Source organism: Janibacter terrae NBRC 107853 (assembly GCF_001591405.1).
GTDB classification, from domain to species: domain Bacteria; phylum Actinomycetota; class Actinomycetes; order Actinomycetales; family Dermatophilaceae; genus Janibacter; species Janibacter terrae.
Genome location: NZ_BCUV01000006.1, coordinates 685749 through 709770, shown reverse-complemented (window position 1 = coordinate 709770; position 24022 = coordinate 685749). Strand labels below are relative to the sequence as shown.

At 73.3% G+C, this 24022-nt stretch carries 24 protein-coding genes; 20 read left to right on the top strand and 4 right to left on the bottom strand.

The genetic code is table 11. The annotated features are described in order from the left end of the window. Positions 1-54 precede the first annotated feature (54 nt). On the top strand, positions 55-1071 hold the full coding sequence (gene thiL / locus JT1_RS08725; protein WP_068325186.1) for a thiamine-phosphate kinase: 1017 nt from the start codon (positions 55-57) through the stop codon (positions 1069-1071). A 70-nt stretch (positions 1072-1141) separates the two neighbouring features. On the opposite strand, the gene rpmB is transcribed toward thiL, so the two are convergent. Then, complete coding sequence (gene rpmB / locus JT1_RS08720) at positions 1142-1336, bottom strand: 50S ribosomal protein L28 (protein ID WP_068325185.1); 195 nt, start codon at positions 1334-1336, stop codon at positions 1142-1144. Between the two features lie 179 nt (positions 1337-1515). On the opposite strand from rpmB, the gene JT1_RS08715 reads away from it, so the two are divergent. From JT1_RS08715 to mutM, 9 genes are all read left to right on the top strand, one after another. Next, a complete protein-coding gene (locus tag JT1_RS08715; RefSeq protein WP_068325184.1) occupies positions 1516-3171 on the top strand; it encodes a DAK2 domain-containing protein in 1656 nt (551 codons plus the stop codon). Beyond that, complete coding sequence (locus JT1_RS08710; protein WP_068325183.1) at positions 3171-5390, top strand: ATP-dependent DNA helicase RecG; 2220 nt, start codon at positions 3171-3173, stop codon at positions 5388-5390. The genes JT1_RS08715 and JT1_RS08710 overlap by 1 nt, the downstream gene beginning before the upstream one ends. A gap of 55 nt (positions 5391-5445) precedes the next feature. Further along, the gene (gene rsmD, locus JT1_RS08705) at positions 5446-6021 is read left to right on the top strand and encodes a 16S rRNA (guanine(966)-N(2))-methyltransferase RsmD (RefSeq protein ID WP_068325182.1); all 576 of its coding nucleotides are present in this window, start codon (positions 5446-5448) and stop codon (positions 6019-6021) included. 50 nt (positions 6022-6071) lie between these two features. Beyond that, positions 6072-6629 (top strand): hemerythrin domain-containing protein, encoded by a 558-nt coding sequence (locus JT1_RS08700; protein ID WP_068325181.1) that lies wholly within the window; start codon positions 6072-6074, stop codon positions 6627-6629. Then, complete coding sequence (gene coaD, locus JT1_RS08695; protein ID WP_068325180.1) at positions 6626-7108, top strand: pantetheine-phosphate adenylyltransferase; 483 nt, start codon at positions 6626-6628, stop codon at positions 7106-7108. The genes JT1_RS08700 and coaD overlap by 4 nt, the downstream gene beginning before the upstream one ends. Positions 7109-7302: 194 nt before the next feature. Then, on the top strand, positions 7303-7830 hold the full coding sequence (locus JT1_RS08690; RefSeq protein WP_082807591.1) for a YceD family protein: 528 nt from the start codon (positions 7303-7305) through the stop codon (positions 7828-7830). Between the two features lies 1 nt (position 7831). Beyond that, positions 7832-8026: a 50S ribosomal protein L32 gene (rpmF, locus tag JT1_RS08685; protein ID WP_068325178.1), complete on the top strand. Its 195-nt coding sequence runs from the start codon at positions 7832-7834 to the stop codon at positions 8024-8026. Positions 8027-8039: 13 nt separating this feature from the next. Further along, positions 8040-8786 (top strand): ribonuclease III, encoded by a 747-nt coding sequence (gene rnc / locus JT1_RS08680; RefSeq protein ID WP_068325177.1) that lies wholly within the window; start codon positions 8040-8042, stop codon positions 8784-8786. Positions 8787-8797: 11 nt separating this feature from the next. Next, positions 8798-9664: a bifunctional DNA-formamidopyrimidine glycosylase/DNA-(apurinic or apyrimidinic site) lyase gene (mutM, locus tag JT1_RS08675; protein WP_068325176.1), complete on the top strand. Its 867-nt coding sequence runs from the start codon at positions 8798-8800 to the stop codon at positions 9662-9664. A 6-nt stretch (positions 9665-9670) separates the two neighbouring features. On the opposite strand, the gene JT1_RS08670 is transcribed toward mutM, so the two are convergent. Beyond that, positions 9671-11581, bottom strand: a complete 1911-nt coding sequence (locus JT1_RS08670) for an acyltransferase family protein (protein WP_068325175.1) — start codon at positions 11579-11581, stop codon at positions 9671-9673. Positions 11582-11651: 70 nt separating this feature from the next. Between JT1_RS08670 and JT1_RS08665 the strand changes: the two genes are divergently transcribed. From JT1_RS08665 to ftsY, 8 genes are all read left to right on the top strand, one after another. Next, entirely contained in the window at positions 11652-11942 is a 291-nt protein-coding gene (locus JT1_RS08665; protein WP_068325174.1) for an acylphosphatase, read from the top strand. A gap of 44 nt (positions 11943-11986) precedes the next feature. Further along, entirely contained in the window at positions 11987-12301 is a 315-nt protein-coding gene (locus JT1_RS08660) for a chorismate mutase (protein WP_068325173.1), read from the top strand. Next, complete coding sequence (gene map, locus JT1_RS08655; RefSeq protein ID WP_068325172.1) at positions 12298-13059, top strand: type I methionyl aminopeptidase; 762 nt, start codon at positions 12298-12300, stop codon at positions 13057-13059. Before JT1_RS08660 ends, map begins: the two co-directional genes overlap by 4 nt. 113 nt (positions 13060-13172) lie before the next feature. Beyond that, the gene (smc, locus tag JT1_RS08650; RefSeq protein WP_068325171.1) at positions 13173-16766 is read left to right on the top strand and encodes a chromosome segregation protein SMC; all 3594 of its coding nucleotides are present in this window, start codon (positions 13173-13175) and stop codon (positions 16764-16766) included. A 69-nt stretch (positions 16767-16835) separates the two neighbouring features. Continuing rightward, a complete protein-coding gene (locus JT1_RS08645) occupies positions 16836-17051 on the top strand; it encodes a hypothetical protein (RefSeq protein ID WP_169701867.1) in 216 nt (71 codons plus the stop codon). Beyond that, complete coding sequence (locus JT1_RS08640; protein WP_068325170.1) at positions 17048-19039, top strand: M13 family metallopeptidase; 1992 nt, start codon at positions 17048-17050, stop codon at positions 19037-19039. Before JT1_RS08645 ends, JT1_RS08640 begins: the two co-directional genes overlap by 4 nt. Next, positions 19003-19491 carry a DUF309 domain-containing protein gene (locus tag JT1_RS08635; protein ID WP_082807551.1) on the top strand — a complete coding sequence of 163 codons (489 nt, stop codon included), beginning with the start codon at positions 19003-19005 and terminating at the stop codon, positions 19489-19491. The genes JT1_RS08640 and JT1_RS08635 overlap by 37 nt, the downstream gene beginning before the upstream one ends. 43 nt (positions 19492-19534) lie before the next feature. Further along, positions 19535-20923: a signal recognition particle-docking protein FtsY gene (gene ftsY, locus JT1_RS08630; protein WP_068325169.1), complete on the top strand. Its 1389-nt coding sequence runs from the start codon at positions 19535-19537 to the stop codon at positions 20921-20923. 60 nt (positions 20924-20983) lie between these two features. Here the strand turns inward: ftsY and JT1_RS08625 are convergent, their stop codons facing one another. Both JT1_RS08625 and JT1_RS08620 read right to left on the bottom strand, forming a co-directional pair. Beyond that, the gene (locus JT1_RS08625; protein WP_082807550.1) at positions 20984-21694 is read right to left on the bottom strand and encodes a DUF4333 domain-containing protein; all 711 of its coding nucleotides are present in this window, start codon (positions 21692-21694) and stop codon (positions 20984-20986) included. Then, complete coding sequence (locus JT1_RS08620) at positions 21691-22083, bottom strand: thiol-disulfide oxidoreductase DCC family protein (RefSeq protein ID WP_068325167.1); 393 nt, start codon at positions 22081-22083, stop codon at positions 21691-21693. The genes JT1_RS08625 and JT1_RS08620 overlap by 4 nt, the downstream gene beginning before the upstream one ends. A 151-nt stretch (positions 22084-22234) precedes the next feature. On the opposite strand from JT1_RS08620, the gene JT1_RS08615 reads away from it, so the two are divergent. Both JT1_RS08615 and JT1_RS08610 read left to right on the top strand, forming a co-directional pair. Beyond that, entirely contained in the window at positions 22235-23674 is a 1440-nt protein-coding gene (locus JT1_RS08615; protein WP_068325166.1) for an ammonium transporter, read from the top strand. Continuing rightward, positions 23671-24009, top strand: coding sequence for a P-II family nitrogen regulator (locus JT1_RS08610; RefSeq protein ID WP_068325165.1), 339 nt, complete (start codon positions 23671-23673; stop codon positions 24007-24009). The genes JT1_RS08615 and JT1_RS08610 overlap by 4 nt, the downstream gene beginning before the upstream one ends. The last annotated feature ends 13 nt before the right edge of the window (positions 24010-24022 follow it).

Genomic DNA, 24022 nt, shown 5'->3' with positions numbered 1-24022 from the left:
GCCGGGAGGCTACCGTGCCGTCCTGACCCCCCTTCGTCCGACGGGAGACCCCTGATGCCCGGCACCCGCCTGCGTGACCTCTCCGAGGGAGAGCTGCTGGCGCGCATCTTCCCGCTGCTCCACGGGACGACCGGACCCGCACACGTCCACCTCGGGCCCGGCGACGACGCCGCCGTGCTCGCCGCGCCCTCGGGCGCCGTCGTGCTCACGACCGACTCGATGGTGCGGGAGCGTGACTGGCGCGACGACTGGTCCAGCGGCCACGAGGTCGGCCGCAAGGTCGTCGCGCAGAACCTGGCCGACATCGCCGCGATGGGCGCCGTCCCGACCGGGCTGCTCATCGCGCTCGCCGCGGACCCCCGGACCGAGGTCGAGTGGGCGGTCGAGCTCACCGCGGGCATCGCGCAGGCGGCGCGCGCGGCCGGGACCCCGGTCCTCGGCGGTGACCTCTCCTCCGCCGGTCCCGGCACGATCTTCGTCGCCATCACGGCGGTCGGTGACCTGGCCGGTCGTCCTCCCGTGCGGCGTGACGGCGCCCGACCCGGCGACGTCGTGGCGGTCGCCGGAACCCTCGGCCGGTCGGGGGGCGGCCTGCAGCTGCTGCTCGCCGGGCGCGGTCGCACGCACCTCGACCCGCGGCCGGACGCGGGGGCGTCACCCCTGGAGCGCGCCGTCGACGAGCTGTGCCGGGTGCACCGCACGGCCGGGGAACCCCCCTTCGCCGAGGGCCCGAGGGCCGCGGACGCCGGCGCGACCGCGATGATCGACGTCTCCGACGGGCTCGTCCGCGACCTGGGTCGGCTGGCCCGGGCGAGCGGGCTGCGGGTGGAGCTGTCCGGCCGGGCGCTGGCCGCGGAGGCCGCGGGAGCGCTCACCGACGCGCTCGGCGCCGACGAGGCGCTGCGCCAAGTGCTCTCGGGCGGCGAGGAGCACTCGCTCGTCGCGACCTTCCCACCGGGCGGGGTGCCGGCCGGCTGGCGGGTCCTCGGGGCGTGCGTCGTGGGGGAGCCGGGCGTGCTCGTCGACGGTGTGGAGCCGGACGTCCTGGGGTGGGACCACTTCCGTCCCTGACCGCGTCGGGGGACGAAAGAAGCCGCCGTCCCGGGGAGGGAACGGCGGCTCGTCTCGTGTCAGGCGAGGGTCAGCGCTGGACCTTGCCGGCCTTGAGGCAGGAGGTGCAGACGTTGAGACGCTTCGGGGTCGCACCCGCGACGCCCACCTTCGCACGCACGCGCTGGATGTTGGGGTTCCAGCGACGCTTCGTACGGCGGTGCGAGTGCGAGATGGAGTGGCCGAAGGACGGGCCCTTGCCGCAGACGTCGCAGTTGGCAGCCACGGGGAATCTCCTGTGTTCGTCAGTAACGTGAGTGATGCGCTCCGGCAGCCCACCTCGGAGAGGGGACACGGCGCCGGGCAACCGGTACAGAGTAGCCGAGGGCGCCCCGCGGGACCAAAACGGCCCGGCGGCCCTCCCCGTACCGCACGGTGCGACGCCGCTCCACTAACGTGACGCACGTGCTGGAGGTCCTGGACGCGAACTCGGTGCGCAGGTGGGTCGTCGTGACGCGCGCCGCGCTCGCGGCCCGTCGTGCCGAGATCGACGCGCTCAACGTCTACCCCGTGCCCGACGGCGACACCGGCACCAACATGTACCTGACCCTCGACCAGGCGCTCGACGTCGCCCGCTCGGAGCAGGAGGCCGCCGGGCTCACCGGGCAGCTGCCGCTCGCCGTCGAGTCCGCCGCCATCTCCCGCGCCGCGCTCATGTCGGCCCGCGGCAACTCCGGCGTCATCCTCAGCCAGCTCATCCGAGGCGTGAGCGAGGTCGTCGTCGCCGAGGGCCTCGACGAGGTCGACGTCACCGCCGTCGCCCGAGCGGTCTGCCAGGGCGCCCGGCGCGCCCGCGAGAGCGTCGTGCGGCCGCAGGAGGGGACGATCCTCAGCGTCGCGGACGCGACCGCCGCGGAGGTCACGCGGGTCGCCGAGGCCGGCGGCTCCCTCGGCGACCTGACCCGGGCCGCGGTCGAGGCCGCGCGCACCGCGCTCGCCCGCACCCCGGACCAGCTGCCGGTCCTGGCCGACGCGGGCGTCGTGGACGCCGGGGGCGCCGGGTACCTCCTCTTCGTCGAGGCGCTCGACCAGGTGGTGCGCGAGCAGGGCCCCGACAACCACTACGCGGTCGACGAGTTCACCCTCAACATCTCGCTCGAGCGGCGCGCCGAGTGGTCGCGCGAGCGCACCGAGGCCGTGACGGCGCCGGGCGGGTGCGAGGGCCCGGCCTACGAGGTCATGTACCTCGTGCACGACGTGGACGAAGGGGGCGTCGCCGCCCTTCGCGCCCGTCTCGACGGTCTCGGCGAGAGCGTCGTCGTCTCCACCGCCGAGGACGTCACCCACGTGCACGTCCACACGGACGACATCGGGGCCGTGCTCGAGGCGGGCCTGGCGCACGCCGCCCCGCAGCGCGTCGTCGTCACCCTGCTCGAGCCCGGCCACGGGCCGCCGCGCGCAGGGGTCTCGATCGTGGCCTGCGCCGCCGGCCCGGGCATCGCCGAGCTGCTCGAGCAGGCCGGCGCTGCGACCCTGCCGTCGGGCCCCGGTCGCCGGGCGTCGGCCGGCGAGATCGTCGCCGCGGTCCGCGCCGCGGGCACGGCCGAGGTCATCCTGCTGCCCAACGACCGCGACACCCGCATGGCCGCCGAGGCTGCCGCCCACGCCGCCTCGCAGGAGGGGCAGACCGTCCACGTCATCCCCTCCGCCACGGCGGTGCAGGGTCTCGCCGCGCTGGCGGTCTTCGACCCGGGGTTGCCGGCGCGGGCCAACGTGCTCGCCATGACCCACAGCGCTGCCGCCACCCGGCACGGCGCGGTGACGATCGCGGTCAAGGCCGGGCTGACCTCGGGCGGCCCGTGCGAGGTCGGCGACGTGCTCGGGGTGGTGAGCGGCGACATCACGATCGTCGGCTCCGACGTCGAGGAGGTCGCCACCCGGGTGCTGGAGACCCTGACCGGCCCCGGCGCCGACCTCGTGACGATGGTCACCGGCGAGGGCGCGCCCGAGGGCCTCACCGGCCGGCTCGAGCAGTGGCTGGTGGAGCACCGCGCCGGCGTCGAGGTCGAGCTCGTCGACGGGCGCCAGCCGCACTACCTGCTCCTCCTCGGGGCCGAGTAGTGGCGTCGGAGACCACCCGGCTCAAGGGGCTGCTCGGCGGCCAGGCCGCGAGCAAGCTGGCCAAGCACCGCGGGATCGAGACCGTGGGCGAGCTGCTCGACTTCTGGCCGCGCCGGTACCGCACCGCCGAGGCCGACCTCGGGCAGCCGCGCGTCGGGGACTTCCTCGTCGCGGTGGCCCGCGTCGAGCACGCCGAGACCCGCACGATGAAGTCGCGTCGGGGACGCATGCTCGAGGCGACGATCACGGACGGGCGCTCGCGCCTGCGGGTGACCTTCTTCGACGCCCGCGGCCACGAGCACAAGCTCGTCGCGGGGCGCGAGCTGCTCTTCGCGGGCACCGTGTCGGAGTACCGCAACGTGCGCCAGCTGGCCCACCCCGGCTACGCGACGCTCGAGGAGGCCGCGGCCCTGGGTGAGCTCGGCGACGCCGAGCACACCGGCCTCATCCCCATCTACCGGCACGTACCAGGTGTCCACCCGTGGACGATCACGCGCTGCGTGCGGCTCGTCCTGGGCCAGCTCGATGACGTCGTCGACGCCGTCCCCGAGCCCGTGCGGACCCGCCGCGGCCTGCTCGACCGGGGCGCCGCCCTTCGCGCCATCCACGCCCCCCGTGACCACGCCGAGGTCGCCGCCGGCAAGGCCCGGCTGCGCTACGAGGAGGCGCTCGTCCTGCAGTGCATCCTCGGGCAGCGTCGGCTCGCCGCGGCGGCCGTCGTCACCCGGGGACGGACGCCGCGCGAGGGCGGTCTCCTCGCCGCGTTCGACGACCGGCTGCCCTTCGAGCTCACCGAGGGCCAGCAGCAGGTCGGTCGCGAGATCCTCGACGAGATGGCCCGCCCCACCCCGATGCACCGCCTGCTGCAGGGCGAGGTCGGCTCCGGCAAGACGATCGTCGCCCTGCGCGCGATGCTCGCAGCGGTCGACGCCGGGGGACAGGCGGTGCTGCTCGCCCCCACCGAGGTCCTCGCGTCCCAGCACGCCACGTCGATCCGCGCGATGCTCGGTGATCTGGCCGACGGGGGGATGCTCGGAGGCGACGAGCACGCCACCCGCGTCGCGCTGCTCACCGGGTCGATGTCCACGGCCCGCCGCAAGCAGGCGATGCTCGAGATCGCCTCCGGGCAGGCGGGCATCGTCATCGGGACCCACGCGCTCCTCGAGGACAGGGTGACCTTCGCCGACCTCGCGCTCGTCGTCGTCGACGAGCAGCACCGCTTCGGCGTCGAGCAGCGTGATGCCCTGCGGGCGAAGGGGGTCACGCCCCCGCACCTGCTCGTCATGACCGCGACGCCGATCCCGAGGACGGTGGCGATGACCGTCTTCGGCGACATGGAGACCTCGACCCTGCGCGAGCTGCCGCGCGGCCGCCAGCCGATCACCACGCACGTCGTGCCGACGCACAAGCCGGGGTGGGTCGAGCGCACCTGGCAGCGGGTGGCCGAGGAGGTCGCGGCCGGGCGGCAGGCCTACGTCGTCTGCCCCCGCATCGACGGAGACGAGGGCGAGGAGGCCGACGGCGCGGACCTCGTGGCGGAGGAGTCGGTCGTCGACGACGAGCACGACGACGGCGAGCGCCTCGAGGGCGAGCGGCCCGAGCAGCGTCCGCTCGCCGCGGTCGAGGAGGTCATCGAGACGCTCCGGGCGACCCCGGCGCTGCAGGGGCTCCGGCTCGAGATGCTCCACGGACGCATGGCACCGGAGGACAAGGACCGGGTCATGGCGCGTTTCCACGCGGGAGAGGTCGACGCCCTCGTCTCGACGACGGTCATCGAGGTCGGCGTCGACGTCCCCAACGCCTCGACGATGGTCATCCTCGACGCCGACCGCTTCGGCGTCTCCCAGCTGCACCAGCTGCGCGGCCGGGTCGGTCGTGGCGGGCACCCGGGCGTCTGCCTGCTCATGACGGGCTCGGACAGCGACTCCGCGATGGAACGGCTCACGGCCGTGGCCGGCTCGACCGACGGCTTCGAGCTCGCGCGCCTCGACCTCACCCAGCGCCGCGAGGGAGATGTCCTCGGGACCGCCCAGCACGGGGTGCGCAGCCAGCTGCAGCACCTGTCCGTCCTGCGCGACGAGACGATCATCGAGGAAGCCCGCGAGGACGCCCAGGAGCTGCTCGCCGAGGACCGCGACCTGGCCGGCCACCCCGACCTGCGGGCGACGATCGCGGACTGGCTGGACGCGGAGCAGGCGGCCTACCTCGAGAAGGGCTGAGGCCCGCCGTCGTGCTGGTTGGGCCGGGGCCGCGCCCATGGCGCATCATGGACCCGTGACTCGGATCATCAGCGGTGAGGCCGGCGGGCGACGACTGCGCACGCCCACGGGCGACGGCACCCGGCCCACGACCGACCGCGTGCGTGAGGCGCTCTTCAGCTCGCTCGAGGCGCGCGGCGTCATCGACGGCGCGCACGTCATGGACCTCTACGCCGGCTCCGGCGCCCTCGGTCTCGAGGCGGCCAGCAGGGGGGCGGCGAGCGTGCTGCTCGTCGAGTCCGACCGTGGCGCCTCGGCCACGATCCGGGCCAACATCTCCGACCTCGGGGTCGCGGGGGCGCGCCTGCAGTCGAGCACCGTCGAGCAGGCGCTCGACCGCCCGGCCTCGCTCCACTACGACCTCGTGCTCGCCGACCCGCCGTACGACGTCACCGAGGAGTCGCTGGCCGCGGTCCTCGAGATGCTGCTGACCCACCAGTGGCTCGCCCAGGAGCCGCTGATCGTCGTCGAGCGCTCCTCGCGCTCGCCCGAGCCGACGTGGCCGGACGGGATCGTCGCCGAGGACTCGAAGTCCTACGGTGAGACCGTCCTGTGGTTCGCGACGAGGGTCGCCCCCGACTACCAGATCTGAGCCGTCGCGCCGCCGGTGTGCCGGCACCCGGATCGGGTAGGAATGGTCCCATGAGTGACTACACCATCCCGCAGCCCACGTCCGGCGACATCGTCGACCTCATCTCGCAGGACCACCGCCTCCTCGAGGACCTCATGCGGGCCATGCGCGACGAGAGCGCGGACCGTGACGCCGCCCGCGTGGCCTTCTCCGACCTCCTCGTCGCGCACAGCGAGGCGGAGGAGGAGGCGGTCTACCCCAAGCTGAAGTCGAAGAAGGTCATCGACGGCGAGGAGGAGGAGCACGGCGAGGAGGAGCACGCCGCCACCAACGAGGCCCTGCTGAAGCTGCTCCAGGCCAAGGGCACGGACACGCAGAAGTTCGAGGACGCCCTCGAGGCCGTGGCCGAGGTGCTCAACCACCACATCGGCGAGGAGGAGCTGTCGATCCTCAACCCCGCCCGTGAGGATGCGTCGCAGGACCTGCGCCAGCAGCTGGCGGAGACGTGGCTCGCCAAGCGCAACACCCTGCTCGAGTCCGGCGCCGGCTCGCTCGACAACGTCGAGAAGATCGTCAAGAAGGCCTACGACGACGGCCTGCTCCCGAACGACGAGCAGCCCTCCGAGTGACGCGGGCGGTCTGCCCCGGGTCCTACGACCCCGTCACCGTCGGTCACCTGGACGTCTTCGCGCGGGCCTCGACGCTCTTCGACGAGGTCGTCGTCGCGATCCTGCACAACCCGGCCAAGCAGGGGACCTTCACCGTCGACGAGCGGGTCGGCCTCATCCGTGACGAGGTGGCCCACCTGGGCAACGTGCGCGTGGAGGCCTTCGCCGACATGCTCGTCGTCGACGTGTGCACCCAGCTCGACGCCGGCGTGATGGTCAAGGGTCTGCGCGGCGAGATCGACTTCTCGTACGAGTGGCCGATGGCGCTGATGAACCGGCACCTCACCGAGGTCGAGACGCTTTTCCTGCCGGGCAACCCCCGGCACGAGCACATCTCGAGCTCATTGGTGAAGGAGGTCGCGCGCTTCGGCGGGGACATCACCGGCCTCGTCCCCGAGGCCGTGCGCACCGGCCTCCTGGAGCGCCTGGCGCGGTCCTGAGGTCCATCCCTTCGCGCCCGGACCAGCGATGATCCGCCGGTTTGGGACGAAGGGGGATCCCCCGGTACTCTGGTGCGTCGGTCTACGTCGTCGTGTCGTGGGCCGTTCTCACGGAAACTGGAGCCATGAACCGCAACGCCCCCGCCTCGCCCTTGGTGCTCGACGCCAAGAACGTGGGCCGTCGTCCCGGGTCGATGCACGAAGTGGACCTCCAGGCCGAGGCGCCAGCCGATTTCGGCACGGACGTGCTGTCCATCCCGCAGGGCCAGCCGATGGACCTGCAGGTGCGGATGGAGTCGGTGCACGAGGGTGTCCTGGTGACGGGGACGGTCTCTGCCACGGCGGTCGGAGCCTGCGTGCGGTGCCTGGACGAGCTCGACCTGCGGGTCGACAACCACTTCCAGGAGCTGTTCGTCTGGCCGGATCGGGCGAAGCACCACCGCGAGGTGGATGCCGAGGCCGATGAGCAGGAAGAGCACCAGATCGAGGACGACCAGATCGACCTCGAACCGGTGCTGAGGGACGCGGTTCTGCCGAACCTGCCGTTCCAACCGGTGTGCCGGGACGACTGCCCGGGACTGTGCTCCGAGTGCGGAGCCAGGCTCGAGGACGACCCGGACCACCACCACGAGCTGATCGACCCCCGGTGGGCGTCCTTGGAGGCGCTCGCGCCTCTGGCCGCCCGGCCGGGGGATGAGGACAACGAAGAGAAGAGGAACTGACGTGGCCGTCCCGAAGCGGAAGCTGTCGCGCTCCAACACCCGTAGCCGCCGCGCGAACTGGAAGGCAACGCCCACCGCGCTGTCGACCTGCCCGCAGTGCAAGTCCCCGGCGCCGGCCCACCAGGCCTGCCCGTCGTGCGGTACCTACAAGGGTCGCTACTACGCGACCGCGGACCGTACCGAGCACCAGGCCTGAGTCCCCTGTCGCAATGAGCGACAGGACCTCGTCGCAGCAGCGGCCCGTCGAGGAGCTCTCCCAGTACCTCACCGAGGTGACCGGGGAGCCCGTCGACGAGCCGCTGCTCACGCGTGCCCTCACCCATCGGTCGTACTCGTACGAGCACGGCGGCCTGCCGCACAACGAGCGGCTGGAGTTCCTCGGGGACTCCGTGCTCGGGCTCGTCGTCACCGACCACCTGCACGAGAGCCATCCCGACCTCAGCGAGGGGGAGCTGGCCAAGCTGCGGGCGGCGGTCGTCAACATGCGGGCACTCGCCGACGTCGCGCGTGCCATCGACCTGGGTGACTACATCCTGCTCGGCCGCGGCGAGACGACCACCGGTGGGCGGGACAAGAACTCGATCCTCGCCGACACCGTCGAGGCGGTCATCGGCGCGGTCTACCTCTCGACCCCCAAGCCGGGCGGGCTCGACGCCGCCGGGCTGCTCGTGCACTCCCTGCTCGGCCCTCTCATGAAGCGCTCGGCCACCCTCGGCGCCGGGCTGGACTGGAAGACCTCGCTCCAGGAGGTCGCCGCCGGCCAAGGACTCGGCGGGGTCCTCTACCGCACGAGCGACGAGGGCCCGGACCACGACAAGACCTTCACCGCAGAGGCGGTCGTCGGCGACGAGGTCCGCGGTCACGGGACCGGCCGGACGAAGAAGGTCGCGGAGCAGCAGGCCGCGGCCGACGCCTACGCCACCCTGGTCGTGCACGAGCCGATGAACCCCGCCTGACGTGACCCGACGTGCCTGAGCTGCCCGAGGTCGAGGTCGTGCGACGAGGCCTCGCCGACCACGTGACGGGCCGGACCATCTCGACCGTCGTCCTGCACGGCCACCGGGTCGCGCGTCGTCACGCCCCCGGGCCGCAGGACCTGTCGGACCGGCTCGCGGGACGCACGGTCACCGGGGCGCACCGCCGCGGCAAGTACCTGTGGCTGTCCCTGGCGGACGCGCCGGACGCGGTGGCCGACGAGGCCCTGATCGTCCACCTCGGGATGAGCGGGCAGCTCCTCGTCACCGACCCGGCGGACGCGGAGGCCAGGCACACCCACGCGCGGGTCTCCTTCACCGACGGCGGTCGCGAGCTGCGCTTCGTCGACCAGCGGACCTTCGGCGGCTTCGCGCTCGCCGACCTCGTCGACGGGGTGCCGACGAGCGTCGCGCACATCGCGCGCGACCCTTTCGACCCCGGCTACGACCGGGACGCCGTCGTGCGCGACATCAAGGCACGCCGCAGCGGGATCAAGCGGGTCCTGCTCAACCAGACCGTCGTCTCGGGGATCGGCAACATCTACGCCGACGAGGCCCTGTGGCGCGCGCAGGTCCACGGGGAGCGCCTTGCCTCCGCGCTCACCAAGCCGACGATCGGCCGGCTGCTCGACCACGCCCGCGACGTGATGGCCGAGGCGCTGGGCCAGGGCGGGACGAGCTTCGACGCGCTCTACGTCAACGTGAACGGTGCCTCGGGGTACTTCGACCGCTCCCTCGCCGCCTACGGCCAGGAAGGCCGGCCGTGCCCGCGCTGCGGGAGCACCATGCGGCGGGAGCAGTTCATGAACCGCAGCTCGACGAGCTGCCCGCGCTGCCAGGTCCGGCCCCGCGGGCTCTGAGGCCGCTCAGGGGCGGGGGAGCTCCTTGAGCCGCACGGCCTTGCCGGTGTGCTTCTCGGACAGGTCGGCGAAGGCCTGGCGGATGGTCGCCGCGTAGGTGTGCGCGCCGCCGAGCGAGGGGTGGATGCCGTCGGCCTGCAGGTCCTGCGCGACGACCGCGGCGTCCCAGTCGGCGAGGGCGACGTTGGGGTGGGCGTCGGCGACCTCCTTCAGGGCGGCGTTGTCGTCGTCGATGCGCGAGAGCCGGTCGGCGTGCAGGTTGACGATGACGACCATGCGGTCCTCGCCGACCCGGTCGAGGATCCGCTCCAGGGTGGCCGTGTCGGTGCCGGCGTTGGTGCCGAAGGCGAGGACGACCGCGCGCCGCAGCGAGCTGCCGGCGGCGTCCACGGCCCTCAGGCCGTCGGTCCAGCGGCGGTTGGACCTGGCGTCGATCTGGATGCCGGGGAAGTAGTACTCCAGCGCCGGGACCGAGCCGACGACCATCGAGTCGCCGAAGACGTCGATCTCGTCCCCCTTCGGCATCGTGAAGCTCTTGGTCCCGCTGAAGGTCTTGACCGGCGCGGTCTGGCGCGGTGCGGAGGCCCGGGCTTGGTTGCGCTCGATCGTCTGCTGCGTCGTCGTGGTCTCCGGCGCGGTCACCAGGACGATCCCGAAGACCATCGCGGCCACGACCGCGACGCCGAGGACGACCTTGCGGCTGCGGGCGGAACGGAGGGAGAAGGCCCGCCCGATGCGACGGGCGGTGCCGCGGAAGCCGAGGCGGCGCACCGGCGTCTCGACGAAGCGGAAGGACAGGTCCGCGATCGCGAGCGTCACGACGACCGCCCACACGCGGGTCCAGACGAACTCCGAGGTGCCGGCGTTGGTCGGGATGTCCTGGGCGACGATGAGGATGACCGGCCAGTGCCACAGGTAGATGCCGTACGACCGCTGACCGATCCACGTCAGCGGCGGCAGCTCGAGCACGGTCCGCAGTCGGCCCGGTCGCTCGACGGCGGCGAGCAGCAGGATGGCACTGGCCACCGAGACGAGGGGGATGCCCAGGCGGAAGGTCCACGCGTGGTCCTCCCCGGCCACGGCGAGGAGCAGCGCGATCGTCGCGAACGACGCGCCCACGAGCCAGCCGCGACGGGCCCGCCACAGGGACGTCGTCGTGTAGGCGCGCAGGGGGCCGGTCCAGACGATCGCGAGCGCCGCCCCGAGCATGAGCCCGAAGAGGTGGGTGTGCGTGCCGTAGTACGCGACGGTCGGTGCCGCGGGGTCGAAGGTCACGGCCATGAGCAGCGCGGAGACCAGGCCGATACCGAGCAGGAGGGTGGCCACGGCGCCCTCGGTGACGGCGAAGCGTCGGTGCACCCACATCAGGCCGAGCATGACGAGCGGCCAGAAGAGGTAGAACTGCTCCTCGACCGCGAGGCTCCAGAAGTTCATGAACAGCTGCGGTGAGGTCGCGGCGAAGTAGTTGCTGCCGCTCGCGATCTCGAGCCAGTTGGTCGAGAAGGTCAGCGCGCCGAGGGCCTGGCGGCGGATGCCGACGAGCAGGTCGGCCTCGACCGTGCGGGCGATGAGGATCGCGGCCGGCACGACGACGAGCAGGGCGGGGAGCAGGCGTCGGGCCCGGCGGGTCCAGAACCCGCGCAGGTCGACCCCGCCCGTGCTGCGGCGCTCGCGCACGAGGAGCGTCGTGATGAGGAAGCCCGAGATGACGAAGAAGATGTCGACGCCGAGGAAGCCGCCGGGCAGCCACGCGGGGTCGAGGTGGAAGACGAGCACGGAGATGATCGCCAGCGCCCGGAGGCCGTCCAGGCCCGCCAGGTGGCCACGCCGGGACCGTCCCGGGGCCGTCGGTGCGGCGGGGAGGAGCGCGGCGGGTGCCGAAGCGCGTGGCGCGTCGGTGGCAGTTGGCTGACCCACGGGGTCGACGCTAGGCACTCCGGGGCCTCCGGTGGGGGAGGCGCACCGTGGACGGGTAGGTTTCGCGCCCATGAGTGGTGTGGCGCGTGCGACGTGGTTCGTCCGGGGACGGGTGCAGGGAGTGGGCTTCCGCTGGTGGACCCGCGCCCGGGCGCTCGAGCTGGGGCTGGTCGGTCACGCCCGCAACACCGACGACGGGCGGGTCGAGGTGGTGGCGGAGGGGCCCCCTTCGTCCCTCGACGCGTTGGACGCGCTGCTGCGCGAGGAGCCCTCGACCGCCCGCCGGCCCGGCGCCGTCACCTCCGTCGTGCGGCAGGAGGGAGCGGCGAAGGGGGACATCGCCGGCTTCGTCGAGAAGTGAGATCGCCTCGGGGCCACCACGCCGCGTGACCTAGCCTTGACCGGGTGAGCGAGACACCCCCCGAGCTGCTGCGGCTGCGCCAGTCCATCGACAACATCGACGCGGCGCTGGTCCACCTGCTGGCCGAGAGGTTCAAGGCGACGCAGCGGGTCGGCGTCCTCAAGGCCGAGCTGGCCCTGCCGCCGGCCGACCCGGCGCGCGAGGAGCGCCAGATCGCCCGCCTGCGTGACCTCGCGGACGACGCCGGGCTCGACCCGGTCTTCGCGGAGAAGTTCCTCAACTTCGTCATCGCCGAGGTCATCCACCACCACGAGCAGATCGCCAGCCAGCAGGCGACGAGCGGGCAGGAGCCCCGATGATCGAGCTGAAGACCCCTGACGAGGTCGAGGCGATGCGCCCGGCCGGTCGCCTGGTGCGCGACGTGCTCCAGCGGCTCACCGAGGTCGCCGAGGTCGGCACCAACCTGCTCGAGCTCGACGCGGTCGCGCACGAGATGATCCGCGCCGCCGGCGGCACCTCCTGCTACATCGACTACCACCCCTCCTTCGGCGCGTCCCCCTTCGGCAAGGTGCTGTGCACGTCGGTCAACGACGCGGTCCTCCACGGCCTGCCCCACGACTACCGGCTGCGCGACGGCGACCTGCTGTCCGTCGACTTCGCCGTCTCCGTGGACAACTGGGTGTGCGACGCGGCCCGCTCCTTCGTCGTCGGGACGCCCGACCCGGAGGACCTGCGCCTCATCGACACCACCGAGCGCGCGCTCGCCGCAGCCATCGAGGTCGCCCGGCCCGGCCACAAGATCGGTGACATCAGCGCCGCCATCGCGGCCGTCGCTCGGGCCGAGGGCTACTCGATCAACACGCAGTTCGGCGGCCACGGCGTCGGCCGCGAGATGCACGGTGACCCGCACGTGAGCAACGACGGCCGCCCGGGACGCGGCATCCCCCTTCGTCCCGGCCTGACGATCGCCATCGAGCCGTGGTTCCTCGCCACGACCGACGAGATCTACACCGACCCCGACGGCTGGACCCTCCGCAGCGCGGACGGTTCCCGCGGCGCGCACAGCGAGCACACCGTCGCCATCACCGACGGGGACCCGATCGTCCTCACCGCCTGAGTCATGACCCGCGCGTGAGCACCGGCGCCGGTCCGAGCCGGAGCCGACCCCGCGGGGAGCCGGCGAAGTAGAGTGGCCCGAATCCACCCGTCGGCCCGAGGAGCGCCTCGCTCGTGTACGTCAAGAGCCTCACCCTCAAGGGCTTCAAGTCGTTCGCCTCGGCGACGCACCTGCGGCTCGAGCCGGGGATCACGTGCATCGTCGGGCCGAACGGGTCCGGCAAGTCCAATGTCGTGGACGCGCTCGCCTGGGTGATGGGGGAGCAGGGGGCGAAGTCGCTGCGCGGCGGCAAGATGGAGGACGTCATCTTCGCCGGGACGACCGGCCGGGCGGCGCTGGGTCGCGCCGAGGTGACGATGACGATCGACAACACCGACGGTGCGCTGCCGATCGACTACACCGAGGTGACGATCAGCCGGACGATGTTCCGCAACGGCGGCTCGGAGTACGCGATCAACGGCACGTCGTGCCGACTGCTCGACGTCCAGGAGCTGCTCTCCGACTCGGGCATCGGTCGTGAGATGCACGTCATCGTCGGCCAGGGCCAGCTCGACGCGGTGCTGCGCGCGACGCCGGAGGAACGCCGGGGGTTCATCGAGGAGGCCGCCGGGGTCCTCAAGCACCGCAAGCGCAAGGAAAAGGCGATCCGCAAGCTCGAGGGGATGGAGGCCAACCTCTCCCGGGTCGCCGACCTGACGACCGAGATCCGCCGCCAGCTCGGGCCGCTCGGGCGCCAGGCCGAGACCGCCCGCAAGGCGGCCGTCATCCAGGCCGACGCCCGGGACGCCCGGCACCGCTTGCTCGCCGACGACCTCGTGCGGATGACCTCGGCCCTGCAGCAGGAGGTCGCCGACGAGCAGGCGATGCTCGAGCGCCGCAAGGGCCTCGAGCAGGCCGTGCTCGCCGCCCGCGCCCGGATCACCGAGCACGAGGAGGCCGGTGCCTCCGCCGCCGCCGAGCTCGCTGCCGCGCAGCAGCGCGCCGTGCGCCTCGCCTCGCTCACCGACCGACTCTCCGCCACCGCCTCCCTGGCCGCCGAGCGGGTGCGCCTGCTCGGGCAGGACGAGCAGGAGGAGACGACGAGCGGGCGCGACCCCGAGGCCCTGCGCGCCCAGGCCGCCCAGGCCCGCGGCGACGAGGAGGCGCTGCGCGCCGAGGTCGCCGCGATCACCGAGCAGCTCGCCGCGGCCGTCGCCGCGCGCGAGGCCGCCGAGCAGGCCCACGCCGCGGAGCAGCGGCGGATCGCCACCCTCGCCCAGCGGGCGGCCGACCGCCGCGAGGGCCTCGCCCGGCTCGCCGGCCAGGTGGGCGCCCGGCGCTCCCGCGTCGAGGCCCGCGAGGCAGAGGTCGGGCGCCTCGAGGAGGTCGTCGCGACCGCCCTGGCCCGGGCCGACGAGGCCGAGCGCGAGTTCACCCGCCTCGAGGGCACGATCGCGGACGAGGAAGGGAGCGAGGAGGGCCTGGACGAGGTCTACGAGCGCGCCGCCGACGCCCACGACGCGGCCGCCCAGGAGGTCGAGCGCATCGTCGAGGCCGGCCGGGCCGCCGAGCGCGAGCGCGACTCCGCCCGTGCCCGTCTCGAGGCCCTCGAGATGAGTCTGCGTCGCAAGGACGGCGTGGAGTCGCTGCGCGAGGCCGCGGACGCCGACCACGAGATCATCGGCTCGGTCGCCGAGCTCGTCACCGTGACCGGGGGCCACGAGGCGGCCGTCGCCGCGGCCCTCGACCAGGCCGGCAACGCGCTCGCGGTCGGCAGCGTCGACGCCGCCGCCCGCGCGGTCGAGCGCCTGCGCACCGACGACGCGGGTCGCGCGACGCTCGTCGTCGGTGCGACCGCCCGCCCCTCCGACCGGGCCGGCTGGCCGGCCCTGCCGGACCACGCCGTCTGGGCGCTCGACGTCGTCGAGGCCCCCGACGGGGTCCGCCCCGCCGTCGAGCAGGTGCTCGAGCGTGTCGCCCTCGTGCCCGACACCCCGAGTGCCCTCGCGCTCGTCGATGAGCTGGGCCACCTCACCGCGGTCACCAGCGACGGGGACGTCTACGGGCCGGGGTTCGTGCGCGGGGGGTCGAGCGCCGCGCCGAGCCTGCTCGAGCTGCAGGCCGCCGTCGACGAGACGCGCGCGACGCTCGAGGACGCCACCCGCCGCAGCGAGGAGGCGACCTTCGCCCTCACCACCGCGCGGGCCGTGCTCGCCGAACGAGTCGAGGGGCGCGACGCGGCGATGGAGGCCCTCCACGAGTCCGACGCGCGCATGGCCGCGGTCGCCGAGCAGCTCGGTGGGCTCGGCACGACGACCCGTACCGCTCGGGCCGAGGCCGAGCGCACCCGCACGAAGATCGCCGAGGTCACCACGGCCCTGGAGGCCGACCGCACCGAGCTCGCCGAGCTCGAGCAGCGCCTCGAGGACGCGTCCGCCGCGCCCGCCGAGGACGACGCCGAGGAGGTCACCGACGACCGTGAGCGTCTCGAGCTCGAGGCCCGCGCGGCTCGGACCGCCGAGACCGAGGTGCGTCTCGCCCTTCGCACCAAGGAGGAGCGCGCCCGCTCGCTCCACGGCCGGGCCGAGTCGCTCGAGGGCGCCGCCCGCAACGAGATCGCCGCCCGTGAGCGCCTGCGGGCGCGAAGGGAGCGTCGCCGCCGGGAGGCCGAGGTCGCCGCCGCCGTCGAGACCGCCGCGCGCTGGTCCGGCGAGCGCATCGCGGCCGCCGCCCGGGTCGCGGCCGAGCAGCGCGACGCGGGGGAGTCCGCCCGCACCGAGCGCGACGAGGCCCTGCGGGTGCTGCGGACAGAGCTGGCCGAGCAGCAGGACGCGCTGCGCGAGCTGACCGACGAGGTCCACCGCGACGAGGTCGCGCGGGCCCAGCAGATCGCGCGGATCGAGCAGCTGCAGGCCAAGGCGATCGAGGAGCTCGGCGTCGACCCCGACGTGCTCATGGAGGAGTTCGGCCCGCACCGCCTGGTCCCGCACGTCGCGGGACCCGACGAGGACCCGGAGTCAGAGGACTTCCCCGACCCGCAGCCCTACGTCCGCGAGGTCCAGGAGAAGCGCCTGCGCACCGCCGAGCGCGGCCTGAAGGCCCTGGGCAAGGTCAACCCGCTGGCGCTCGAGGAGTTCGCGGCGCTCGAGGAGCGGCACACCTTCCTCTCGACCCAGCTGGAGGACCTGCGCCAGTCCAGGAAGGACCTCCTGGACATCGTCGCGGAGATCGACGAGCGGGTGGAGCAGGTCTTCTCCGAGGCCTTCGCCGACACCGCCGAGCAGTTCGAGGGCGTCTTCTCCCGCCTCTTCCCCGGGGGCGAGGGGAGGCTGCTCCTCACGGACCCGGCCAACATGCTCACGACGGGCATCGAGGTCGAGGCCCGCCCGCCGGGCAAGAAGGTCAAGCGCCTGTCGCTGCTCTCCGGTGGTGAGCGCTCCCTCGTCGCCGTCGCCCTGCTCGTGTCGATCTTCAAGGCCCGGCCCTCGCCCTTCTACATCATGGACGAGGTCGAGGCCGCCCTCGACGACACCAACCTCGGGCGCCTGATCATGCTCTTCGAGGAGCTGCGCGACTCCAGCCAGCTGATCGTCATCACCCACCAGAAGAAGACGATGGAGGTCGCCGACGCCCTCTACGGCGTCTCGATGCGCGGCGACGGGATCACCACTGTCGTGAGCCAGCGCCTGCGCGACGTGGCCCCCGTGGGCGAGCAGCAGCCGGCCTGACCCTCTTCGCCCCGGTCCGTGCGGCGGGTCGGGTTGAGACGCCGCGCCGCCCGGGAGACGATGGGCCCCATGACCGCCATGATCGTGGGCCTGCTGATCTGCCTCGCCCTGTCCCTCGCCGTGATGGCGATCGTCGCCCTGCCCGCCCGACGCGAGGGCCGCGAGATCCTCACGGCTCGCGGGGAGCGGGTCGTGGTCAAGGTCCGCGAGAGCGCCGACGGTGCCGCGAGCAGCGCCTCCAGCCTCATCTCCAGCGCCGCGCCCAACAAGCGCAAGGCCTCATGAGCACCGCACCCGAGGACGTCTCGGCCTTCCGCGGTCCGGTGGACCCACGGGTGCGTCCGCAGGACGACCTCTTCGGGCACGTCAACAACCACTGGCTGCAGGCCGTGCAGATCCCGTCCGACCGCGGTCGGTACGGGGTCTTCGACGTGCTGCGCGAGCAGGCCGAGGAGGACGTCCGCGTGCTCATCGAGGAGGTGAGCGCCGGCGTCGAGTCCGGCGAGCTGGCCGCCGACGACGTCGCGGGCAAGGTCGGTGCGCTCTACCGCTCCTTCCTCGACGAGGCGCGCGCCGACGAGCTCGGGGTCGAGCCGATCCGCGACCTGCTCGAGAGCGTCGACACCGCCACGAGCATCCCGGACCTCGTCGCCCTCACCGGGCGCCTCGGGCGCGAGGGCGTGAGCGGGTTCGTCCTCCCCTTCGTCAACACCGACGACAAGGACTCCTCGCGCTACGTCGTCTACCTCGAGCAGGGCGGCCTGGGCCTGCCCGACGAGTCCTACTACCGCGAGGAGCAGCACGCGCCGATCCTCGCGGCCTACCGTGACCACGTCGCGCGGCTCCTCACCCTCGCGACCGGTCTCGACGACGAGACCGCGACGCGGACCGCCGAGCGGGTCGTCGACCTCGAGACCCGGCTCGCCGAGAGCCACTGGGACCGCGTCGCCAACCGCGACCCGGTGAAGACCTACACGCTCGTCGACGCGGCCGGCCTCACCGAGCTCGCGCCCGCCGTCGACTGGGCCGCGTGGGCGCGCGGGCTGGGGGCAGGCGCACCCTTCGACGAGGTCGTCGTGCGCCAGCCCGACTTCCTCCGCGGACTCACTGAGGCCCTCGACGGCGTCGACCTGGCCACCTGGCAGGACTGGCTGCGGGTACGCATCGTCCAGTCCCACGCCGCCTACCTCGACGCGCGGATCGTCGAGGCGGAGTTCGACTTCGTCGGCCGGACCCTCTCCGGCATCCCGGAGCAGCGCGCCCGCTGGAAGCGCGGGGTCTCGCTCGTCGACGCCTCCCTCGGCGAGGCCGTCGGCGAGCTCTACGTCGCCCGCCACTTCCCGCCGGCCGCCCGCGAGCGGATGGCCGAGCTCGTCGACCACCTCGTCGAGGCCTTCCGTCGCTCCTTCGATGCGTCGACGTGGATGGGCGAGGGGACGAAGGGGGAGGCCCGCGCCAAGCTCGACGCCTTCACCCCCAAGGTCGGTCACCCGCAGCGGTGGCGCGACTACTCCGCGCTCGAGATCCGCGAGGACGATCTGGTGGGCAACGTGCGACGCGTCGCGGCCTTCGAGGTCGACCGCCAGCTCGCCAAGCTCGGCGGTCCGGTCGACCGGGACGAGTGGTTCCTCACGCCCCAGACGGTCAACGCGTACTACAACCCCGGCCTCAACGAGATCGTCTTCCCCGCGGCGATCCTCCAGCCGCCCTTCTTCGACGCCGAGGGCGAGGACGCCGACAACTACGGCGGCATCGGTGCGGTCATCGGCCACGAGATCGGGCACGGCTTCGACGACGCCGGCTCGACCTTCGACGGGCAGGGCAACCTGCGTGACTGGTGGACCGCGTCCGACCGCGAGGCCTTCGACGAGCGTCGCGAGGCGCTCATCGCGCAGTTCGACGCGTACACGACCCGCCACGCGCCGGGCCACACCGTCAACGGCGCCCTGACCGTCGGCGAGAACATCGGCGACATCGGCGGGCTGGCCATCGGGCACGCGGCCTACCGCATCGCGGTCGGTGACGAGGTCGCGCAGCAGGTGGGCGAGGACGGACTGACCGGCGACCAACGCTTCTTCAACAACTGGGCCCGCGTGTGGTGCGGCGACGCCCGCACCGAGGAGGCCGTGCGCCTGCTCGCCGTGGACCCGCACAGCCCGCAGGACGTGCGGGGCAACGCCGTGCGCAACATCGACGCCTTCCACGAGGCCTACGGCACCCGTGAGGGCGACGGCATGTGGCTCGCGCCCGAGCAGCGGGTGACGCTCTTCTGACCGGGCCCCGCGACCGCAACGCCGAGGGACGGGCCGAGCAGGCCCGTCCCCGAGACGGGCTGGGGCGACCGCTCCCGTACGGCAGCCCCGGCGCCGAGCGGGTCGAGGCGCGCGAGCGCACGCCCGACGAGGCGCTCGCCGAGGCCCAGGAGTGGCTCGACCGGGGCATGCCCTTCCACGCCCACGAGGTCCTCGAGGAGCAGTGGAAGTCCGCGCCCGAGCCGGAGCGCGCCCTCTGGCAGGGCCTGGCCCAGCTCGCCGTCGGCCTGACGCACCAGCGCCGCGGCAACCGGCGCGGCGCCACCACCGTCACGACGCGAGGCGCTGACGCCATCGAGCGCTACGTCGCCATCGCCCCGCACGGGATCGACGTCGCCGGGCTGCTCGTCTGGGCACGCGCCCTCGCGGCCCGTCCGGAGGAGACGGTGCCGGTGCCCTCCCTTCGCTCCTGACGGGTTCTGCGCGACCGGCCGAGGCTGCGAAGATGTCCCCGTGATGGGTATCGACACACTGACCGAGTACATCGCCGTCGCCGTCGGCCTGCTGGTCGTCCTCGGCGGGCTGATCGCCGCCTTCCTGCGCGGTGGCGGCGGCAGGACCAAGGAGCTGCCGCCGGAGCAGCGTCCGCCGGAGCGGCCGAAGGGCAGCGCGGACCACCGCAGCGGGTCGATCGTCCTCGACCGCCCGAGCGAGCACGCCAAGGCGCAGGCACCCCCCCCGAAGGGGGACGAGGCGCCCGTCGACGAGCCCGCCGAGGCACCCGCCCCCGAGCCGGCTGCGGACGAGCCGGCCGCCGCCGAGCCGGCCGCGGAGGAGGACTTCACCCCCCTGCGCCCCGACGCCGACGTCGAGCGGGCCCGCACGGCCCCGCCGGCCGCGACCCCCGAGCCGACGCTGGAGCCGGAGGTCACGGTCCCGGAGCCGGAGGCCGCCGCGGTCGAGCCCGAGATCGAGACCCCGGCGCCGACCCGCGACCGGATGCGGGCGCTGCGCTCGCGACTGGCCCGCTCCAACGGTGCCATCGGCAAGGGCCTGCTCGCGCTGCTGTCGCAGGGCCGGCTCAGCGAGGAGGACTGGGAGGAGGTCGAGGACACGCTGCTGGCGGCGGACCTCGGTCTGGAGCCGACCACCGAGCTCGTCGACTCGCTGCGCGAGCACGTCTCCGTCGACGGGACGACCGACCCCGAGATCGCCAAGGACTGGCTCTACCAGGACCTCCTCGCGCTCGTCGACCCGAGCATGGACCGGGGTCTCGCGGCCTCACGCGTCGACGGCCGCCCCGCGTGCATCCTCGTCGTCGGCGTCAACGGCACGGGCAAGACGACGACCGTCGGCAAGCTCGCCCGCGTGCTGGTCGCCAACGACCGGGACGTGATCCTCGGGGCGGCGGACACCTTCCGCGCGGCCGCCGCCGACCAGCTCGAGACCTGGGGTGCCCGCGTCGGGGTCCCCACCGTGCGCAGCGACCGGGAGGGCGCCGACCCCGCGGCGGTCGCCTTCGACGCCGTCAAGGCCGCGGCCGACACCGAGGTGGACGTCGTGATCATCGACACCGCCGGTCGGCTGCACAACAAGGTCGGCCTCATGGACGAGCTGGCCAAGGTCAAGCGCGTCATCGAGAAGCAGACCCCGATCGACGAGGTCCTGCTCGTCCTCGACGCGACCACCGGCCAGAACGGCCTGGCCCAGGCCAAGGTCTTCTCCGAGGCCGTCGACGTCACCGGCGTCGTGCTCACCAAGCTCGACGGCACCGCCAAGGGCGGCATCGTCGTCGCCGTGCAGCGCACCCTCGGGGTGCCGGTCAAGCTCGTCGGGCTCGGTGAGGGACCGGACGACCTGGCGCCCTTCGTGCCGGAGGCCTTCGTCGACGCGATCGTCGGCTGACCCCTCCCGCGCACGACGCAGGCCCCGACCGTCACGGTCGGGGCCTGCGTCGTGCCGCGCTCAGCCCAGCGTCTGGTTGAAGGTCAGGTAGTAGCGCAGCTGCGTGCTCGTGCTGACCGCCCACGCGGTCTCGACGGTGACGGTCGAGCGGCGGGTGCTGCTGCCGGGGACGGGCGCGGTGCAGGAGGTCGTGCGGCCCGCGACGAGCACGAGCGGGGACGAGCAGGAGATCTCGGACCGGGTGTGCCCGTACTGGCTCATGCCCCGGGCGATCTGCCCCTCGAGGTCGTCCGCCGAGAGCGTCCGGCTCGTGTCGGTGTTGGCGGTCGAGCCGGCCGGTGTGGGCGGGATCGACTGCGTCGGGGCGCTCGTCGGACCCGTCGTGGCCGTGCTCGACGGGTCCGTCGTCGACGGCACGGTGGGCGTGGTCGTGCTCGACGGGTCCGTCGTGGGCGGCTCGGTCGTCGGCGGCTCCGTCGTGGGCGGCTCGGTCGTCGGCGTCTCGGTCACGGTCTGCGCCGTCGAGGTCACGTCGCGGTCGGACAGCGTGTACAGGCCGATGCCGCCGCACAGGCAGAAGACGAGGAGGAGGGCGATGCCACCCACGATCCACGCCCAGAGGGGGACCCCGCCCTTCTTCGGCGGTCCGTAGCCGGGCGGTCCGTAGCCGGGCGGCCCGTAGCCGGGGGGCCCGTAGCCGGTCGGGCCCTGACCGGGAGTGCCGTACGGGTAGCCACCGGGCCGTCCGGGGCCGGGAGGTGGTGTCGTCATGGGTGCCCCTGCTCGGGTGACGGGAGGGCGCACGCCGGCGTGCCCCCGGGGAACATGTGTCGGTGTGCCGCGACCCACCGGTAGGCCCGGGCCGACAGGCGGCGCAGCCCGGGAGCGTCGACGAGGTGCCCGAGCGGCCGGCCCCACCAGCGTCCCGCGCGCAGCAGCGCGGCGACGGCCGCGTGGCCGGAGACGACACGTCCCTCGGCGTCGACCCACTGCAGGGCCTCCACGCACTGCTGCCGGGTCAGCCCGAGGGCCGCGAGGTCGAGGTGCTGGCTGGCGGCGATGTCGAAGTCCGCGGGGGAGCGGCGCACGTGGCGCTCGGCGAAGGCGGCCGACGTCGTGCACATCCCGCAGTCACCATCGAAGACGAGGACCGGACGCATGGGCCTCACCCTAGACCGGTACCCGGCGCCTCCCTCCGCCGAAGACGACCGGGGCGGTGTTTACATGACCGTCACGACCGTGAGCCGGTCGCAACATGATCGAAACGCTCGTCCGCGCCTGTTGAAACATCGGGGCACGACGCTGTCGCCCATGACCACAGCACTCGTGCCGCTCGCGGCCGACCCCCCTGCCATCGACTCGTCCGCGACGGCCTTCATGATCATCTGCGCAGCCCTCGTGCTGCTGATGACCCCCGGCCTCGCCCTCTTCTACGGCGGCATGACCCGCGCCAAGTCCGTGCTCAACATGATGATGATGAGCTTCGGCGCCATGGGCGCCGCAGGCGTCGTCTACGTCCTGTGGGGCTACTCGATGTCCTTCGGCGGCTCCGACATCGGCGGCGTCCTGGCCGACCCCTTCGAGAAGTTCGGGCTCCGCGGCGTCGCGAGCACCCTCGAGGGCGTGACCGGCACGGTCGGCGCCGACGGGATGCCCGTCATCGACGTCTTCGGTGCCGACGTGTGGATCCCCGAGGTCCTCTTCGCCGGCTTCCAGCTGACCTTCGCGATCATCACCGTCGCGCTCATCAGCGGCGCCGTCGCCGACCGCGTGAAGTTCTCGACGTGGATGGTCTTCGTGCCCGTGTGGCTCACGGTCGTCTACTTCCCGATCGCCCACATGGTGTGGGGCGGCGGGCTGCTCTCCGCGGCCGAGCACAGCCTCTCCTCCTGGATCTTCGGGGTGGCCGACGGCGCCGCCGCGGTCGCTCCCATCGACTTCGCCGGCGGCACGGTCGTCCACATCAACGCCGGCACCGCCGGTCTCGTCCTGGCCCTCGTCGTCGGCAAGCGGCTCGGCTTCGGCCGGACCGCGATGCGCCCGCACAACGTGCCGCTCGTCATGATCGGCGCCGGCCTGCTGTGGTTCGGCTGGTTCGGCTTCAACGCCGGCTCCGAGCTCGCGGCCGACGGCGTCGCCAGCCTCGTCTGGGTCAACACCACCGCCGCGACCGCGGCCGCCATCCTCGGCTGGTTGCTCGTGGAGAAGATCCGCGACGGGCACGCCACCTCCATCGGTGCCGCCTCCGGGGTCGTCGCCGGACTCGTCGCCATCACCCCCGCGTGCGGCGCCCTCTCGCCCGTCGGCTCGCTCGTCCTCGGCGCCGTCGCCGGCGGGCTCGCCGCCCTCGCCGTCGGGCTGAAGTACCGCTTCGGCTACGACGACTCGCTCGACGTCGTGGGTGTCCACCTCGTCGCCGGCCTGTGGGGCACCGTCGGTGCCGGCCTGCTCGCCACCGGCTCCGGCCTCTTCTACGGGGGCGGCGTGCAGCAGACCGTCCTCCAGGTCGTCGTCGCCCTCGTCAGCCTCGTCGTCTCGGCTGTCCTGACCTGGGTCATCGCCATGGCGCTCAAGCTCACGATGGGCTGGCGCGTCGACGAGGAGGACGAGGTCGCCGGCATCGACGCCGCCGAGCACGCCGAGTCCGCCTACGACCTCGTCGCCCGGGGAGGTCGCCTGGGCGTCACCTCCAGCGGCGCCCAGCACGATGCCCGTCACCACGAGGAGACCACCGAAGGAGCCCGAGCATGAAGCTCGTCACCGCCATCATCAAGCCCCACCAGATCGACGACGTGAAGGAGTCGCTCGAGGCCTTCGGCATCACCGGGATGACGGTGAGCGAGGCGAGCGGCTACGGCCGCCAGCGTGGGCACAGCGAGGTCTTCCGCGGTGCGGAGTACACCGTCGACTTCGTGCCGAAGATCCGCCTCGAGGTCCTCGTCGAGGACGTCGACGTCCAGTCGGTCGTCTCCGTCGTCGTCGCCGCCGCCCGCACCGGTCGCATCGGTGACGGCAAGGTCTGGGTGACCCCGGTCGAGGACGTCGTGCGCGTGCGCACCGGGGAGAAGGGCGTCGAGGCCATCTGAGCCTCGTCACCCC